This is a genomic window from Lachnospira multipara ATCC 19207, from assembly GCF_000424105.1.
Lineage (GTDB): Bacteria > Bacillota > Clostridia > Lachnospirales > Lachnospiraceae > Lachnospira > Lachnospira multipara.
Genome location: NZ_AUJG01000012.1, coordinates 71,109 through 87,488 on the forward strand (window position 1 = coordinate 71,109; position 16,380 = coordinate 87,488).

Below are 16,380 nucleotides of genomic sequence, written 5' to 3' on the forward strand. Positions count from 1 at the left end.
AATTGCTAATTATAAAATATCATGAAAAATAATTGGTTAAAAAATAAATTGTCAACCAAAAGTATAGCGGTTTTGTGTCCCATTTTGGAAACTAAAAAATTCCAATATGGCGCAAAGCCGCTTTTTTACTGAACTTGTAACATATTTGACAAAATAATGTAATTTTGGTAACATATCCCGTAACAAAATGTAACAATTATGTAACATTTTTGCTAAGGTGTAAAAAACGCCGGAAAGGGAAATACTTTATGAGACTTAGAAGTACCAAGGCTGCTTGTTACTTAGGCGCAGTAATGGTTGTTGCTTTAACACCGTTAGTACCTGTAATAGCAGATGCTGGAACTGCCTATGAACAAAAAAGTGCAATTACTGAAACCGTGGTTAAGACCGCATCATATTCAGCTAACACTAGCGAAGAAGTAGAAACTGGATATGAGACAGAGCAGAACTCTTTTTATAACAGAGCTCTTGCTATTACAAGTCCTTACTTAGATGTCTATAGTGAGGCCAATGCAGATTCAGACTTAGTCGGAAGACTATACGAGAACACTGCAGTTGATACAGAAGAAGTATCAGATGGATGGACATTGATCTCATCTGGTAACGTAAAGGGTTTTGTTCAGACCCAATATTTATTGTTCGGCGATGAGGCCGAAGCAATAGCATCGGAGCTTGATGAATCACAGATTCTCACAGCTTACACAGTAGAAGAAGCTGAAGCTAAGGAAGCGCAGGAAGCAGCCGAGGCAGAGGCAGCAAGAAAGGCTGCAGAAGAGGCAGAAGCCGCAAAGAAAGCAGCAGAAGAGGCAGAGGCTGCAAGAAAAGCAGCAATTATAGCGAATACAATTGACGGAACTAGTTTTACTTATAACCCAACAATAACATTATCTGATGATGAAATTTGGATATTGGCATGTATAGTTGATTGGGAAGCAGGAACAGAAAGCTATGAAGGAAAGCTTGCAGTAGCTAACGTAGTTTTAAATAGACTTCGTTCAGGTTACTGGGGCAGCACAATTCAGAGTGTTGTTTATGCAAGATCACAATTTTCAGGAGTTTCTAATGGATCAGGAAGTGCTTCAACAGCATTTTCAAACAGATTATCTACTGGACCTTATTATTCAGACTGTATGACAGCAGCTTTAGCAGCTATCTCAGGAACTAATAACATCGGTAGTTATACATCCTTTAGAACAGTATCTAGTGCGAACTTAAGTTCAATTTCGGATTATGTGATTATCGGAAATCACGTTTTTTACTAGATATAACATGGAGCTATGAAGACTAAGGTTTTCATAGCTCTTTTTTTGCATAAATTTATGAATTGGGTTATAATTGTGTAATCTTTATAGGTGTGATTGGATTTGCCTTTAGAGACAAGTAGTAAGTGTAAATTTGATGGAGGATTGGTTTATGAATTTAAAAGGACGCGATTTTTTAACCCTCAAAGATTTTAGTGCGGAGGAGATTTTATATTTAATAGATCTTGCAGCAAAGCTTAAGGACATGAAGAAGAAGGGCATTGTTGACCAGCCACTTCTTGGTAAGAATGTTGCATTGATTTTTGAGAAGACTAGTACTAGAACTCGCTGCTCGTTTGAAGTAGCTGCCCACGATTTAGGAATGGGAACAACTTACCTTGATCCAACAGGATCTCAGATTGGTAAGAAGGAAAGTATTGCAGATACAGCAAGAGTGCTTTCATCCATGTATGAAGGTATCGAATATAGAGGTTACGGTCAGGAGATAGTTGAGGCTTTAGCTGAATTTTCTGACGTGCCAGTTTGGAATGGTTTAACAAACGAATATCATCCAACACAGATGCTAGCTGATATGTTAACAGTTAAGGAGCAGCTTGGAAGATTAAAGGGCGTTAAATTTGTTTATATGGGTGATGCTCGTTACAACATGGGCAATTCCCTTATGATAGTTTGTGCAAAGCTTGGATTTCACTACGTTGCTTGCACTAACAAGGACTATTTCCCTAATGCCGAGCTTGTGGCACAGTGCGAAGCTTGGGCTAAGGAAAGCGGCGGTTCTGTAACTCTTACAGAGTCAGTAGCTGAGGCAACAAAGGATGCTAACGTTCTCTACACTGATGTTTGGGTTTCAATGGGCGAGCCTGATGAAGTTTGGGAAGAGAGAATCAAGGCCTTAAAGCCATATCAGGTGAATAAGGAGGCCTTTGCAAATGCAGCATCTGACGCAATCTTTATGCATTGTCTTCCAGCCTTCCACGATCTTAAGACAAAGATTGGCAAGGAAATCCATGATAAGTTCGGCCTTGATGAGATGGAAGTTACTGACGAAGTATTTGAGTCAGAAAAGTCAGTGGTATTTGCTGAAGCAGAGAATCGTATGCACACAATCAAAGCTGTTATGGCAGCAACACTTGGTGCTTACGCAGATTAATTGAGTTAGATACATTTTCAAAAATAAAAGAAAAAGACTAGTAACAATAGCCTAAGGAGGAAAGATGCAATTTACAACAACAGGTTCTTATGCAAGAACCAAGCAATTTATTGACTATCTAAATATTATTTTGACAGTAGCGGTATGTGTTATATTTATTGCCATTGTTTTTCTTAGAGGTAGAAGTGGGGTGCTTTTCCCAATTGAGTTTCTTCTAGGGGCTATTGTTAATGGCAGCAATGCAGTAAAGAAATACGTTACTTATGAACCAGTAAAAGGCGGCATACTTACAGGTGTGGCTGTGGTATTATTAATTCTTTGTATTTTGACATGGAGAGCAATAGCTTAATGACTAAGAAAGATGTGCTAAGAGTTTTAAAGGCAGATGATTCATATGTTTCAGGACAGGCACTTTGTGAAAGCCTTGGGGTTTCTAGAACGGCAGTGTGGAAGCAGATGAATCAGCTAAAAACTGAAGGATATGATATTGAATCTGTAAGCAATAAGGGTTATCATATTAATTCAGCGCCAGATATTTTAACAGACTATGAGATTGAAAGTGAGCCTATGTTTAAAGAGGGCTTTGTAGATGAAGTGGTTTTCTTTGAGGAGATTGATTCTACTAACAACGAAGCTAAGAGACAAGGCGATACAATTAGGGATAAGGCTAAATTACTTATTTGCGAAAGTCAGACGGGAGGTCGTGGCAGACGAGGTAGAAACTGGGTTTCACCTAGTGGGTCTGGAATTTGGATGTCGCTTTTATTCAAACCAGACATTACACCTGCAAGTGCTTCAATGCTAACAATTGTAACAGCTATGGCAGTTAAGGCAGCTATTACAGATGTCTTGCCAAAGGCAGATTGTATGATTAAATGGCCGAACGATATTGTATTAAATGGCAAGAAGATTTGCGGTATTCTAACGGAGATGAGTGCTGAGTTAGAATATATCCACTATGTGGTAATAGGTGTTGGACTTAATGTTAATACTCTTGATTTCCCAGAGGAGTTAAGCGATATAGCAAGTTCAATACTTAAAGAGACTGGCGTCAAGATTAAGAGAAGTGAATTGGTCGTTGCATTTTTAAAAGAATTCAATTACTTCTACAAAAAGTTTATGAAAGAAAAGGACCTTTCATCTTTGGTGACTGAATATGACGCTATGTTAATAAACAAGGGAAGAGAAGTTGTGACATCTGGCGAGCTTGCTATTAGCGGCACTGCCGTTGGCATAAATTCAATGGGGGAATTAATAATAAAATTAAAGGACGGCGACCTTAAGGTTATTAGAGCCGGAGAGGTGTCGGTAAGAGGTTTATACGGTTATGTTTGATGAGAATATTGTTTTATGTGTTTCAAATTCATATGATAAAAAATATTATTTTAACCCTGAATTTGACAAACTTCCTGACGATGTTAAGGATGATTTAAAGATTATGTGCGTGCTTTTCACTGAAGAGGTCGGTGGAATTTTAAGCATGGAATTTGATGAAGAGGGTAACCTTCTTTTTAAGTCACAAGCTGACGAAGGTGACCTTTTATACGATGATATTGCCTGTGGAATGCTAGTTAACAGAGCTCAAAAGGAGAAGGCTGAGTTATTAGAGTCCCTTGAGATGTTTTACAAGGTGTTCTTCTTAGGTGAGGTTTAAGATGTTAATAGGCAATGTAAAAATCGATACAAATGTGGCTCTTGCGCCAATGGCAGGTGTTACAGATTTGCCTTACAGACTTCTAAGTAAGGAGATGGGCTGTGGCTATCTTGTAACTGAGATGGTGAGCGCGAAAGCTATTTTATATAATAATAAAAATACAGATGAGCTGATGGTTATGGACAAGAGTGAGCATCCTATTGCAATTCAGCTTTTTGGCTCAGACCCGGATATTATGGCGGAGATGAGTTTGAAAATTGCAGAGGAGAAAAAGCCTGACATTATTGATGTGAATATGGGCTGTCCAGTACCAAAGGTAGTTAATAACGGTGAGGGTTCATCCATTATGAAAAATCCTAAGCTTGTAGAGGAGATTGTTACAGCAATGGCTAAGAAATGTCCGATTCCTGTGACTTTCAAAATCAGAACAGGCTTTGATGATACTTGTATCAATGCCCCAGAAATTGCCCACATCATTGAAGAGTGTGGGGGTGCAGCTGTAGCAGTTCATGGTAGAACTAGAGCTCAGTACTATTCCGGCAAGGCAGATTGGAACGTTATTAAGGCGGTTAAGGATAGAGTGTCCATTCCTGTTTGGGGAAATGGAGACGTGGTATCTGGGCCAAGTGCTAAGAAAATGCTTGAAGAGACTGGTTGTGATGGTGTAATGATTGGTAGAGCAGCAAGAGGTAATCCTTGGATTTTTAAAGAGATAAAGACTTATCTTGAGACGGGTGAGATAATCCCTAAGCCAAGTTATGATGAAATCTGCGATATGATAATTAAACATGCCACAAGTCTGTGCGAGTACAAGGGCGAGTTTACAGGAATTAGAGAGATGCGTAAACATTTTGCCTGGTATACAGCTGGAATTAAGCATGCAGCGTACTTAAGAAATGAGGCTAATCATGTGACTAGTCTTGATGCAATGGTTGAACTTGTAGAGAAAATGAGAAAAGAGATAATTGCTTAATCCTAAAGATGGCAATAAAGCTAGGCTATAAGCTATAAGATTGACAATGAGAATGGCATAGTTTATAATGTTGTGACGAGCTTTGGGATAGGAGCCAATAAATATTTTGTTATTACGAAAGGTGAGAACTATGGCAGAGAAACAGTTACTTACAAAAAAAGGATATGAAGAAAGAGTAGCATTACTCGAAGAATTAAAGGTTGTTAGAAGAAAAGAAGTCGCTCAGAAGCTTAAGGAAGCTAGAGAACAGGGCGATTTATCAGAGAATGCAGAATATGATGCAGCTAAGGATGAGCAAAGAGATATTGAAGCTCAGATCGCAGAACTCGAAGAAATTCTTAGTAACGCTGAAGTAATTCAGGACGATGCTAAGGGTGGTAAGAAGGTAGTTAAGCTTGAAAGTGAAGTTACACTTCAGGATGTTGATTATCCAGAAGATGGTGACATTGTTTATACAATAGTTGGTTCATCTGAAGCAGATTCGTTAAACAACAAGATTTCTAATGAATCTCCTCTTGGTTCAGCACTTATGGGCCAGAAGGTTGGTGCAATTGTTAAGGTTGCAGCACCAGTAGGCGAGATTGAATATAAGATTGTTGCAGTAAATAATAACTAATTGCTATTAAAGCTAATTAAGCTGAATTAATTGCTGTCTTCTCTGATATGAGAGGACAGCATGTTTTCGGTTAATATATAAATTTATAAAGGAGAGTAACCATGGCAGATAATAGTCAGAATAAGGGCGAACAGCAGCAGGACTTAAACCAGTTAGTAAAGGTTCGTCATGAAAAGTTAGCCAATTTACAGGCAGAAGGAAAGGATCCTTTTCAGATTACTAAATTTGATCAGACACATCACACAGATGAAGTAAAGAGTCTTTATGAAGAACATGAAAAGGAAATTTTAAAAGATTATACAGAGCCTGAACTTGTTGAACCTGCAGAAGGTGCAGACAATGAAACAATCAGTGCTTATCGCCAGGCAAAGAAAGAAGCATATAATGAACGTCGTGCCTTACTTGATGCACAGCCAATTAATGTTTCTATCGCTGGTAGAATGCTTTTCAAGCGTGTCATGGGTAAAGCTTCTTTTGCTAATATTCAGGATTTAAAGGGTAAGATTCAGGTTTATGTATCTAAGGATGCATTAGGCGATGAAGCTTATGCTGATTTTAAGAAGTCAGATATCGGTGATATTTACGGCGTTAAGGGATACATTTTCAGAACAATGACTGGAGAAGTTTCTATTCACGCTACAGAGATGACACTTTTATCTAAGTCACTTCAGATCCTACCAGAGAAGTTCCACGGACTTACAGATACAGATACAATTTATCGTCAGAGATATCTTGATTTAATTATGAACGAAGATTCAAGAGCAGTATTTGTTAAGCGTTCTAAGATTATTAGAGAAATCAGAAACTTCCTTGCTGATAGAGATTTCATGGAAGTAGAGACACCTATGCTTGTTCATAATGCTGGTGGTGCTGCTGCTAGACCATTTGAAACTCACTATAACTCACTTGATGAAGATGTTAAGCTCCGTATTTCTCTTGAGCTTTACTTAAAGAGACTTATCGTTGGTGGTTTAGAGAGAGTATTCGAAATCGGTAGAGTATTTAGAAATGAAGGTGTTGATACACGTCACAACCCTGAATTTACTCTTATGGAGTTATATCAGGCATATACAGATTACGAAGGTATGATGGAACTTACAGAGTCTATGTTCCGTTACTTAGCTGAGAAGGTTTGTGGAACAACTAAGATCACATACCAGGGTAAGGAAATCGACCTTGGCAAGCCATTTGCAAGAATGACTATGACAGAGGCTGTAAAGAAGTATGCTGGTGTTGATTTTGATGAAGTTGCTGATGATGAGGCAGCTAAGGCTTTAGCTACTGAAAGAGGAATTGCTTTTGAAGAATTCCATAAGAAGGGTGATATCCTTAACTTATTCTTCGAGGAATATGTTGAAGAGAACTTAATTCAGCCAACATTTATTACAGATCATCCAATTGAAATTTCTCCATTAACTAAGAAGAAGCCTACAGATCCTTCTAAGGTAGAACGTTTCGAGCTCTTCTGTAATACATGGGAAATGTGTAATGCATACTCAGAATTAAATGATCCTATTGATCAGCGTGAGCGTTTCGCAGCACAGGATGCTAATGCAGCAGCTGGTGATGATGAAGCAGAACATACAGATGAAGACTTCTTAAATGCCCTTGAAATCGGTATGCCACCTACAGGCGGTATTGGTTACGGTATTGATAGATTAACAATGCTCTTAACAGATAGCCCAGCTATTAGAGATGTACTTCTCTTCCCTACACTTAAGAGCCTGAATCCAACAAAGTCTAGCTCATCTTCAGCTAATAACAATAATGGTTTCTTTACACCAAACAACCAGATTGATTTTAGCAATGTAGCTGTTGAGCCATTATTTGAAGAGGATGTTGATTTTGATACATTTAGTAAGTCAGACTTTAGAGCAGTTAAGGTTAAGGCTTGTGTTGCAGTTCCAAAGTCTAAGAAGTTATTACAGTTCACATTAGATGATGGTACAGGCACAGATAGAACAATTCTTTCAGGTATTCATGCTTACTATGAACCAGAAGAACTTGTTGGAAAGACACTTGTAGCTATAACAAATCTTCCACCAAGAAAGATGATGGGTATTGAATCATGCGGTATGTTATTATCAGCAGTTAATAACATTAAGAACTCAGAGGATGAAGAACTTCACCTTCTTATGATTGATAACCACATTCCTGCTGGTGCTAAGTTATACTAGGATATAAACTTAATATAAATGAAATGCAAGGGACGTATAAACCAGAAGGTTTATACGTCTTTTTTTAGTGAGAAGATATCTGAAATTTTTTATTTCCATGAAAACCTCCATAAAGCTAACATTTTAAATGTTATTCCAAAAACGAATATCATGATATTTATTTTATTCATTAGCGAAAATCAGGTAAAGGCTTTAATATAAAATTAGGAAGGAGAAATAAGATGGAAACAAAGAAAATTCTTGAAAACCTTTCAGATATGGGCTGTGACGATAAACAAATATGTTTCATGAAGAAAATGTATGAAGAAGGTGATACAGATACGCTCCTTCGAGACCTACGGAAATGCCGTTGTAACCTTATGGATGAACTTCATGCCAGCCAGAAAAGAATTGATAATATGGATTTTTTGATAAGACAGATTCAGAAAGAAAAATAATTTAGGAGGATAACAAAATGATTAAAAAAGAAGATTTAAAGCTTGAAACAGAGTGGGATAAGACATTTAAGAAAAGTGATAAGGTAGATCACAGTAAAGTTACATTTGTAAACAGATATGGAATTACCCTTGCGGCAGATATGTATGTGCCAAAGAATGCAGATGGTAAGCTCCCTGCAATTGCTGTATGTGGACCTTTCGGAGCAGTAAAGGAGCAGTGCTCAGGTCTCTACGCACAGACAATGGCAGAGAGAGGATTCTTAACAATAGCATTTGACCCATCATTTACAGGAGAGTCAGGTGGAAATGTGAGATATATGGCATCGCCTGATATTAACACAGAAGATTTCATGGCAGCTGTAGATTTCCTTTCATTAAATGAAAAAGTAGATCCTGAGAGAATCGGAATAATCGGTATCTGTGGATGGGGCGGAATGGCAGTAAATACAGCAGCTCTTGATACAAGAATAAAAGCTACAGCTGCCATGACAATGTATGACATGACTAGAGTAAACGCTAAGGGATATTTTGACTCAGAGGACAGCGAGGAAGCAAGATATCAGAAGAGAGCTGCCATGTGTGCCCAGAGACTTGAAGATCTTAAGGCTGGTGAATATAAGCTTGGTGGTGGAGTTGTAGATCCACTTCCTGAAGATGCACCTTTCTTTGTAAAAGATTATTATGACTACTACAAGACGGACAGAGGTTATCATAAGAGAAGTCTTAATTCCAACGGCGGCTGGAATGTGATTGGCTGTGAGTCATTTGTTAATCAGCCAATCCTTAAATACAGCAATGAAATCAGAAGTGCTGTTTTATTAGTTCACGGAGAAAAAGCACACTCATGTTATTTCTCAAAAGATGCTTATGCAGATATGATTAAAGACAGCAAGTATGCAGATAATAAGGAACTTATGATAATCCCTGATGCTGTGCACACAGACCTTTATGATGGTGGAGATAAAGATTATATTCCATTTGATAAGTTGGAAAGCTTCTTTAAGGAGAATTTGAAATAAAAGGATGGTAATTATATGAGCAAAGTATTAGTAATTTCAACAAGTCTTCGTGCAAAAAGCAATTCAGATATACTTACGGAAAAGCTTATAGAGGGAGCAAAAGCGTCAGGTCATGATGTGGAGCATATAAGTCTTAAGGGAAAAAATATCGGCTTTTGCATTGGATGCCTTGCCTGCCAGAATACACAGAAGTGCGTGATAGGTGATGATGCAGTAGAGATTGCAGAAAAAGTAAAGAACGCAGACACAATTGTTTTTGCAACACCTATTTATTACTATGAGATGAGTGGACAGATGAAGACTCTTTTGGACAGACTCAATCCTCTGTATCCTTCAGATTATAAATTTAGAAATGTATATATGCTCTCCGTCGCAGCTGAAGATGAAGAGTTTGTGCCTAAAAAGGCAATCAGCGGACTTCAGGGATGGGTTGACTGTTTTGAAAAGGCAGAATTCTCCGGTTCGTTATTTTGCGGAGGCATAGGCGATATGGGTGAGGCATCACGTAAAAACGAGGAATTAAGTGAAGCCTATGAATTTGGTAAGGCTATAAAATAAAGGAAGTTTTCTATGAAAAAGAGATTGATTACAATGGCGCTCAGTGTGCTCATGATGCTTTGTATGAGCGTCTGTTCAGGAAATACAATAAATTCCGGCGATAATCAGGATGCGGTAACTGAAATATCAGCATTAGAAAATAATGAAACGGAAAGTCTAAAAGAGAATGTTATGTCGGAGGGAACAGCTATGTATCAGCTAGCAGAAAAAAATGAATCAGCAGAGGATGAAGCTATTGGAGGTAGTTCTATGACAATGAAAATCGGCGATACAAAAGTTAATGTGGATTGGGAAGACAATCAGGCTGTAGAGGCACTTAAGAATATGGCTGAAGACGGTGATGTTACAATTCAGATGTCAATGTATGGCGGTTTTGAACAGGTGGGCTCAATTGGACAGAGTCTGCCAAGAGATGATAAGCAGACAACAACGAGTTCAGGCGATATTGTACTATACTCCGGAAATCAGATGGTAGTGTTCTATGGTTCTAATAGCTGGTCATATACAAGACTTGGACATATATCTGATAAGAATACGAAAGAAATGACGGATCTTCTTTCCAATGGAGATGTTACTATAACCATTAGCATTGAATAAAACGGACTTTTTTTGAAACACCGAATGATATATAAAGTTGATAAGGACTGTTCAAATTGATATGATTCCCCTTAAGTAGACAGGAATCATATCAAATCTGACGGTCCTTATTATTCTTTATTATAAACAAGTAACTTTAATTTGTAAAACTTATATTTGAGAGATTATCCTTCAATAGTTCTTTAGTAGTGGATATTACCTCATCAAGGGTTGCAGATCCAAAATCACCTGACAGCCAGTCAAGGTAAGCATATGCAATAGAAACTGCGATGAGATTACCGGCAATTTTTTTCTGAGTTTCAGAATAATCATTTTTATCATCCAAATCCAAAATAATAATTTTTTCAATTGTCTTTACAAAAGCTGATTTGAAGTTAGCACAGTTTACATCCTTTGCAATATATCTGAAAAAATCAATTTCCTGATACATGAGATTATTCAGGAGTTCAAAAAAATTATCAAGATCAAATATGTTGTGTCTTGATATTTCAGAAATGATTCGCGATTCCATCTCATCAACAAATTCAGTAAAAATATCCTCTACGATATCATAGTGAGAGTAGAAAGTCATTCTGTTTATATCTGCTCTTTGAGCTATGTCAGATATAGTGATATTCTGATAACCTTTTTCTTGTACAAGTGAAATGTAAGCTTTTCTGATTTCTCTTTTATTCTTTTGGAAACGACGATCTGAAGAAACTTTATACATAACGAAGCCTCCTTATTTCTATACAAAACCATACAATTTGATAAGTAACTATCATTGTGTATATTTTTGCTCATTGTTTTATCCTTGTCAATATATTTATAATCATGACATGAAGAGTTTATACAAGCGTTACTTAAGGAGGTTTTAGATGAATATAATAGAAAAACTAATTTCAGGATATCCAACAGGTGATGTAAGTCCACAGGACTTTATAAATCACTTATCTATAGGAGTAGACGGATGGGTATCTTCATGGATTGCAGTTGCATTAGCAGTTATATTTGGATTGCTTGTTTACATTATTCCTATAATTATCACTGAAAAAGATAAGGTAGGTCCATATCCTCTGTGGTTACATTCTTTTTACTGTGCAGCTGACTTTATGGGAATATGGGTTTTCCTAGATGCATGGAAGAATTATGATAATTTTGCGCTGTTTCTTCTGTTGGCAATTGGTGAGGCTATATGGGTAGGAATGGAAATATTTAGCCTGCAAAGAGCCCTTACTTATGAAAAAGATATTAATTGGAAACCTGGAACTCCATTTAAAACCCGTATGACGGATGTTATTATTCAGGTGCTGCTTTCATACGTGTCTCTAAACCTGCTGAGATTTGAATTACATGACAGCACAATGTGGAAGTTTTGGATTTTCACACAGGTACTTATTACAACAATTCCGGGACTTGTGCTTGCAAAAAGAGGATATAGAAAGGGGCATAGCTTACTTCTTCATATCGTATTCATTTGCGTGGCGGTTGTATCCTTTAATCCTTGGTGTAATATGTGGCTTGCGATTGCACCTGATTTCTTTTCACTTAGTGCAAATCCCTGGTATTACATCACAGGCCTTGTATGCCTGATACTTTCTATAAGAGGTTTGATTACATATATAAAGCTTCCGGATATTAAAGACTAAGGCTTTTTTATGCTTAGTATTTTGAGGGCGTATAGACCATATGGTTTATACGTCTTTTTCTTTTGCTCATATTTAAAATATGACTCTTTTGTACAAAAAATTTGTGCCAGATACACCGCATAGTTACACAAAAGTATCATCGGTGATACTATGTTTCAAAAAACTGCGTACTTGTGGGGCTTTGTATATTTCCTATATCATATGCATTGTAACGAAGAGATATGTGTGAAATATAGGAGGTACTAATAGATGAATACAATAATTGAAAAATTTATGGCACAGGTAAATGAGAATAAAGATGCATTAGCAGTTTTTGATAATGAAAGAAATCTTAGCAGAAAGGAACTGCTTTTACTGGCAGATACAATAGCTGCAAGACTTCCCAAAGGATACAAAAGAGTAGGCATAATGATGAACCATTCAGTTGAAATGATAGCATCCATATTTGCAGCATTGCGGGTTGGGGCAGCATATATACCTGTTGAACCATTTTTCCCTAAGGAAAGAATCAGATACATGATGGAAGAGGCTGAGGTGAGCGTGCTTATCACGAACAGAGAGTATGCAGACAGATTTCCTAAGTTAACAAATATAATTGTAGACAAAGGATTAGCTATAGAGGAAACAGCTGTAGGTGATGCTGAATATGACGAAAGGGATTTGGCTTATATCCTTTATACATCAGGAACTACAGGGAAGCCCAAGGGTGTTTCTGTAACGAATGCAAATGTATGTCATTATGTGAGAGCATTTTGCAATGAGTTTCACCCAGCCTATGGCGATATAATGCTTCAGCATTCTGTATGTTCCTTTGATATATTTGTTGAAGAGGTATTTACAACTCTTTTATCAGGAGCGGCTTTGGCGATTCCATCGGATGAAAAAAGAGCAGATGTTAAGAAGCTTATCGGATTTATCAAAAGAAATAATGTGACTATGCTTAGCGGTTTCCCATATCTTTTACAGGAAATCAATGACCTTCCGGAAATACCTAAGAGTCTGAGACTCCTTATAAGCGGAGGAGATGTTATAAGAGCTTCATATGTTACAAACCTTCTTGGAAAGGTAGAAGTTTACAATACCTATGGTCCTTCCGAGACTACAGTATGCGCTTCTTATTGCAGATGCACAAAGGATAATGTCCTTGAAGATGGCACATTCCCTGTGGGAAAGTCTGTGCTTGGAACAGAGATCAAAGTCATGGATGAGGAAGGAAAAGAACTTCCGGATGGAGAAGTCGGAGAAATCTGCATCTTTGGAGGCGGCGTTTCTAACGGGTATATAGGAAACCGCGCCCAGGAGAATAAAGCATTTGTAAATACTGCAAACGGAAGAATGTATAAAAGCGGTGATCTTGGTTACTATCTGCCAGATGGCAACATTGCTTTTCTTCACAGAAAAGATACCCAGATAATGATTAAGGGAAAAAGAGTTGAAGTAAGTGAAGTTGAAAACATCCTTACCAAGTCAGAGCTTATCAAACAGGCATATGTAGCACCAAAAGTTGATGACAATAATCTATCCTACATGGTTGCCTATGTGGTGCCGGAAAAAGAGAACGTCAAACTTGCGGATATTACAGATTACATGAAGGATTATCTGACAGATTTTATGATTCCGGAGTATTTTGTTGAGCTTAAGCGCCTTCCTCTTAATGCAAACGGTAAGGTTGATAAAATGGCACTCCCAAATATTTTAAGGAAGGTGGCAGCGTGACAGATAATAATATAGTGATAAAAGAACTCAAGGCAGATGATATGGAGCTTTTGCTTTCACTTAGAATGGAGGTTTTGTCAAATGTCTTTTTTCAGGAAAAAGAAAAGCTCTCGGATGCTGAGTGGAATGATATTAGAAAAGAAAATGAAGAATATTATCAGGAAGAGCTTAAAAATGGCGGTCATGTGGCTTGTGCAATATATGTGTCAGGAGAACTGGCAGGATGTGGTGGAGTTTGCTTGTATAGAGAGATGCCATCTCCGGACAATAGAAGCGGCAAATGTGCTTATCTTATGAATATATATGTCAGGCAGGAGTACAGAAGACAGGGACTGGCAAAGAAGATATGCAGATATCTTATAGAGAGGGCGACAGAGAAAGGTGCTGAAAAGATTTATCTTGAGAGCTCCGATATGGCCGTTGAATTATATAGATCCCTTGGATTTGAAGACATGAATGGCTACATGAAATTAAATATGATAAAATAGATTTATGTAATATCGTAAATCTTGTTTGGAACGGAGGTATTATATGTCACAGAAAAACGAAGACTATATGTCATATGATGAATATCTGGTAAGGGTTAAGGAAGGAATACTAACAAAGGAGGGGCATTGCCCCGTTACACCTCTTCTTCAGATGCTTTCTGGGAGATGGAAATCACAGCTTATGTATGAACTTTGCATCTATGATAGTGTGAGATTCGGACAGCTAAAAAAAGACCTGCCGGGAATCACAAACACCATGCTTACTAAGAGCCTTAGGGAGCTTGAGGATGATGGTCTTGTTACAAGGGTCCAGTTTAATGAAGTCCCTCCTCATGTGGAGTACTCACTTTCTGATATGGGGAAAGATCTTTTCCCTGTGTTTTACTCAATCATGAACTGGGGCTTTAAACATGAAAAAGAGATATATGAAGCAAAAGAGGATAAATGAAAGAAATGATAGTTGAGGGAAAGTATGTTTATTTATATGGTGACAGAGATGAGGTTGCTCCGCTTGTGATTATTAACACATTTCAGGGAAACGGTAGCAGCATTTACAGTGCGCTTTGCTCAATGACAGATAAGAAAGTGAATCTTGCTGTCATCAGTGACATTAATTGGGATGATGAGATGTCACCGTGGGAATGTCCGCCTTTAAGTAAAAATGACAGTCCATGTACAGGGGGCGCAGATGAGTATCTTGTAAATCTGACAGGCACCATTATCACAGCAATAAAGAAGGAACTTGCTGTTGAACCTGAATATATAGCCATAGCCGGATATTCTTTGGCAGGGTTGTTTGCTATCTATAGCCTGTATAAGACGGATATATTTTCAAGAGTCGTAAGTGCATCGGGGTCCATGTGGTTTCCTGATTTTGTGGAATATGCCAGCAAAAATGATTTTGTGAGAAAGCCTGACAGGGTATATTTCTCTCTTGGAGATAAAGAGGCACATACAAGGAATACACTTCTTAGCACGGTGGAAGATAAAACTAATGAAATTTACGGACATTACAAAGACAGCAGTATAGATACAGTTTTTGAGTTAAATCCGGGAAATCACTTTAAGGATGCTGATATTCGGCTTGCTAAGGGAATCGCCTGGATTTTGTGACAGATGAAGCCATATCAACAAGGCTGTAGGGCAGCAAAAAAGCCATAACAAAGTATCTCAAAGTAGCATGGATTATTTATATGTTTATTAATAGTTTATAGAAAAAATAATTAATTATAAAATTGACTTCTGAAGTAAGATTATTTAGTCTGACTTTTGGAGGTCTTTTTTTATTATAATCTATAATGTTGGCGTTACTAGTAAGTTAGGAGGCAAGCAAACTGTGAATAAAATAGAGGAAAAAAGAAGACTTAAACTTTAAGCGGTGGTTAAAGCTTATATTATTGCAATATTTTGTTGCACAAAGTGATGTATAACGAAATTCAGCCCCAAATAACGGAATACGGCCAGAATTAACGGAATAAAGCCAAGTGGTTGTAATTAAAAAATTAATATAATATATTAAAGAAAAATATATCAATGGGGGTATATGGAAATATTTATGAAGTATAAAGTAGTAGTTATGTTATTAATCTCACTTGTTTTCATATCTTCTTGTACTTATAAAAATAATTCAAACTCAATTAGTACTGAAAAAATACAAGAAGAATACTCCATTACAGAGGAAGAGGAAACAGTTGATGATAGGGAAATTATTGATGGCTGGTATTTAGACGGTTACTTTATTAATGATAAAAACGAAAATGTAGCTTTTTATGTTCCTTATTACGTTAAGAAGAAAGGCGTTGAATATTATACTATTGATAGTGAAGAAAATACTAAACAAGAGCAAGAACTGGTGGCAGATAATAAACCGTCAGGTACAGAATTTAAGAAAGGAGCAGCCCAGTTTTATAGAAATATACATTCGCAACCTATTATTGAGAATGGGAAAGTAGTGGATATTCCTAAAGTAGATATTGTGTGGCAAGATAAAGCAGAATATTTATTTTCAAATATAGGATATTCAAATGAAAGCACAGGATTTGATTATAGTACTTATATGACAATTAAAAGACAATATAGTGTTATTAAGTCAGATGTTGTGGCTT

The 16,380-nt window shown here is 37.2% G+C and carries 19 protein-coding genes; 18 read left to right on the forward strand and 1 reads right to left on the reverse strand.

Annotated features, from left to right (window positions below):
* Nucleotides 1-248 precede the first annotated feature (248 nt).
* The 12 genes from G600_RS15145 (at nucleotide 249) to G600_RS15150 (ending at nucleotide 10,443) form a co-directional block, all read left to right on the forward strand.
* Complete coding sequence (locus G600_RS15145) at nucleotides 249-1,262, forward strand: cell wall hydrolase (RefSeq protein WP_027431749.1); 1,014 nt, start codon at nucleotides 249-251, stop codon at nucleotides 1,260-1,262.
* Between the two features lie 151 nt (nucleotides 1,263-1,413).
* Nucleotides 1,414-2,412 carry an ornithine carbamoyltransferase gene (gene argF / locus G600_RS0109635; protein WP_027431750.1) on the forward strand — a complete coding sequence of 333 codons (999 nt, stop codon included), beginning with the start codon at nucleotides 1,414-1,416 and terminating at the stop codon, nucleotides 2,410-2,412.
* A gap of 64 nt (nucleotides 2,413-2,476) precedes the next feature.
* The gene (locus G600_RS0109640; RefSeq protein ID WP_027431751.1) at nucleotides 2,477-2,761 is read left to right on the forward strand and encodes a hypothetical protein; all 285 of its coding nucleotides are present in this window, start codon (nucleotides 2,477-2,479) and stop codon (nucleotides 2,759-2,761) included.
* Nucleotides 2,761-3,747 (forward strand): biotin--[acetyl-CoA-carboxylase] ligase, encoded by a 987-nt coding sequence (locus G600_RS0109645; protein ID WP_034246171.1) that lies wholly within the window; start codon nucleotides 2,761-2,763, stop codon nucleotides 3,745-3,747. Before G600_RS0109640 ends, G600_RS0109645 begins: the two co-directional genes overlap by 1 nt.
* Nucleotides 3,740-4,066 (forward strand): DUF6145 family protein, encoded by a 327-nt coding sequence (locus G600_RS0109650; protein WP_027431753.1) that lies wholly within the window; start codon nucleotides 3,740-3,742, stop codon nucleotides 4,064-4,066. Before G600_RS0109645 ends, G600_RS0109650 begins: the two co-directional genes overlap by 8 nt.
* Nucleotide 4,067: 1 nt before the next feature.
* On the forward strand, nucleotides 4,068-5,039 hold the full coding sequence (dusB, locus tag G600_RS0109655) for a tRNA dihydrouridine synthase DusB (RefSeq protein WP_027431754.1): 972 nt from the start codon (nucleotides 4,068-4,070) through the stop codon (nucleotides 5,037-5,039).
* 130 nt (nucleotides 5,040-5,169) lie between these two features.
* Nucleotides 5,170-5,655: a transcription elongation factor GreA gene (gene greA, locus G600_RS0109660; RefSeq protein WP_027431755.1), complete on the forward strand. Its 486-nt coding sequence runs from the start codon at nucleotides 5,170-5,172 to the stop codon at nucleotides 5,653-5,655.
* Nucleotides 5,656-5,756: 101 nt separating this feature from the next.
* Nucleotides 5,757-7,832, forward strand: coding sequence for a lysine--tRNA ligase (lysS, locus tag G600_RS0109665; RefSeq protein WP_027431756.1), 2,076 nt, complete (start codon nucleotides 5,757-5,759; stop codon nucleotides 7,830-7,832).
* Between the two features lie 221 nt (nucleotides 7,833-8,053).
* The gene (locus tag G600_RS0109670) at nucleotides 8,054-8,269 is read left to right on the forward strand and encodes a hypothetical protein (RefSeq protein ID WP_027431757.1); all 216 of its coding nucleotides are present in this window, start codon (nucleotides 8,054-8,056) and stop codon (nucleotides 8,267-8,269) included.
* Between the two features lie 17 nt (nucleotides 8,270-8,286).
* Nucleotides 8,287-9,288: an alpha/beta hydrolase gene (locus G600_RS0109675; RefSeq protein WP_027431758.1), complete on the forward strand. Its 1,002-nt coding sequence runs from the start codon at nucleotides 8,287-8,289 to the stop codon at nucleotides 9,286-9,288.
* 15 nt (nucleotides 9,289-9,303) lie between these two features.
* Nucleotides 9,304-9,846 (forward strand): flavodoxin family protein, encoded by a 543-nt coding sequence (locus G600_RS0109680; protein ID WP_027431759.1) that lies wholly within the window; start codon nucleotides 9,304-9,306, stop codon nucleotides 9,844-9,846.
* Nucleotides 9,847-9,858: 12 nt separating this feature from the next.
* Nucleotides 9,859-10,443, forward strand: a complete 585-nt coding sequence (locus tag G600_RS15150) for a cyclophilin-like fold protein (protein ID WP_051195468.1) — start codon at nucleotides 9,859-9,861, stop codon at nucleotides 10,441-10,443.
* A gap of 136 nt (nucleotides 10,444-10,579) precedes the next feature.
* Here the strand turns inward: G600_RS15150 and G600_RS15155 are convergent, their stop codons facing one another.
* Nucleotides 10,580-11,152, reverse strand: coding sequence for a TetR/AcrR family transcriptional regulator (locus G600_RS15155; RefSeq protein WP_051195469.1), 573 nt, complete (start codon nucleotides 11,150-11,152; stop codon nucleotides 10,580-10,582).
* A gap of 148 nt (nucleotides 11,153-11,300) precedes the next feature.
* Between G600_RS15155 and G600_RS0109695 the strand changes: the two genes are divergently transcribed.
* From G600_RS0109695 to G600_RS0109720, 6 genes are all read left to right on the forward strand, one after another.
* Nucleotides 11,301-12,071, forward strand: coding sequence for a hypothetical protein (locus G600_RS0109695; RefSeq protein WP_027431761.1), 771 nt, complete (start codon nucleotides 11,301-11,303; stop codon nucleotides 12,069-12,071).
* A 249-nt stretch (nucleotides 12,072-12,320) separates the two neighbouring features.
* Nucleotides 12,321-13,787 (forward strand): amino acid adenylation domain-containing protein, encoded by a 1,467-nt coding sequence (locus G600_RS0109700; protein ID WP_027431762.1) that lies wholly within the window; start codon nucleotides 12,321-12,323, stop codon nucleotides 13,785-13,787.
* Complete coding sequence (locus G600_RS0109705; protein ID WP_242826376.1) at nucleotides 13,784-14,275, forward strand: GNAT family N-acetyltransferase; 492 nt, start codon at nucleotides 13,784-13,786, stop codon at nucleotides 14,273-14,275. Before G600_RS0109700 ends, G600_RS0109705 begins: the two co-directional genes overlap by 4 nt.
* 43 nt (nucleotides 14,276-14,318) lie before the next feature.
* A complete protein-coding gene (locus G600_RS0109710) occupies nucleotides 14,319-14,723 on the forward strand; it encodes a winged helix-turn-helix transcriptional regulator (RefSeq protein WP_027431764.1) in 405 nt (134 codons plus the stop codon).
* A gap of 5 nt (nucleotides 14,724-14,728) precedes the next feature.
* The gene (locus tag G600_RS0109715) at nucleotides 14,729-15,388 is read left to right on the forward strand and encodes an alpha/beta hydrolase (protein WP_242826377.1); all 660 of its coding nucleotides are present in this window, start codon (nucleotides 14,729-14,731) and stop codon (nucleotides 15,386-15,388) included.
* A gap of 430 nt (nucleotides 15,389-15,818) precedes the next feature.
* The coding region (locus G600_RS0109720; RefSeq protein ID WP_027431766.1) for a hypothetical protein at nucleotides 15,819-16,380 on the forward strand (562 nt) is incomplete at its 3' end.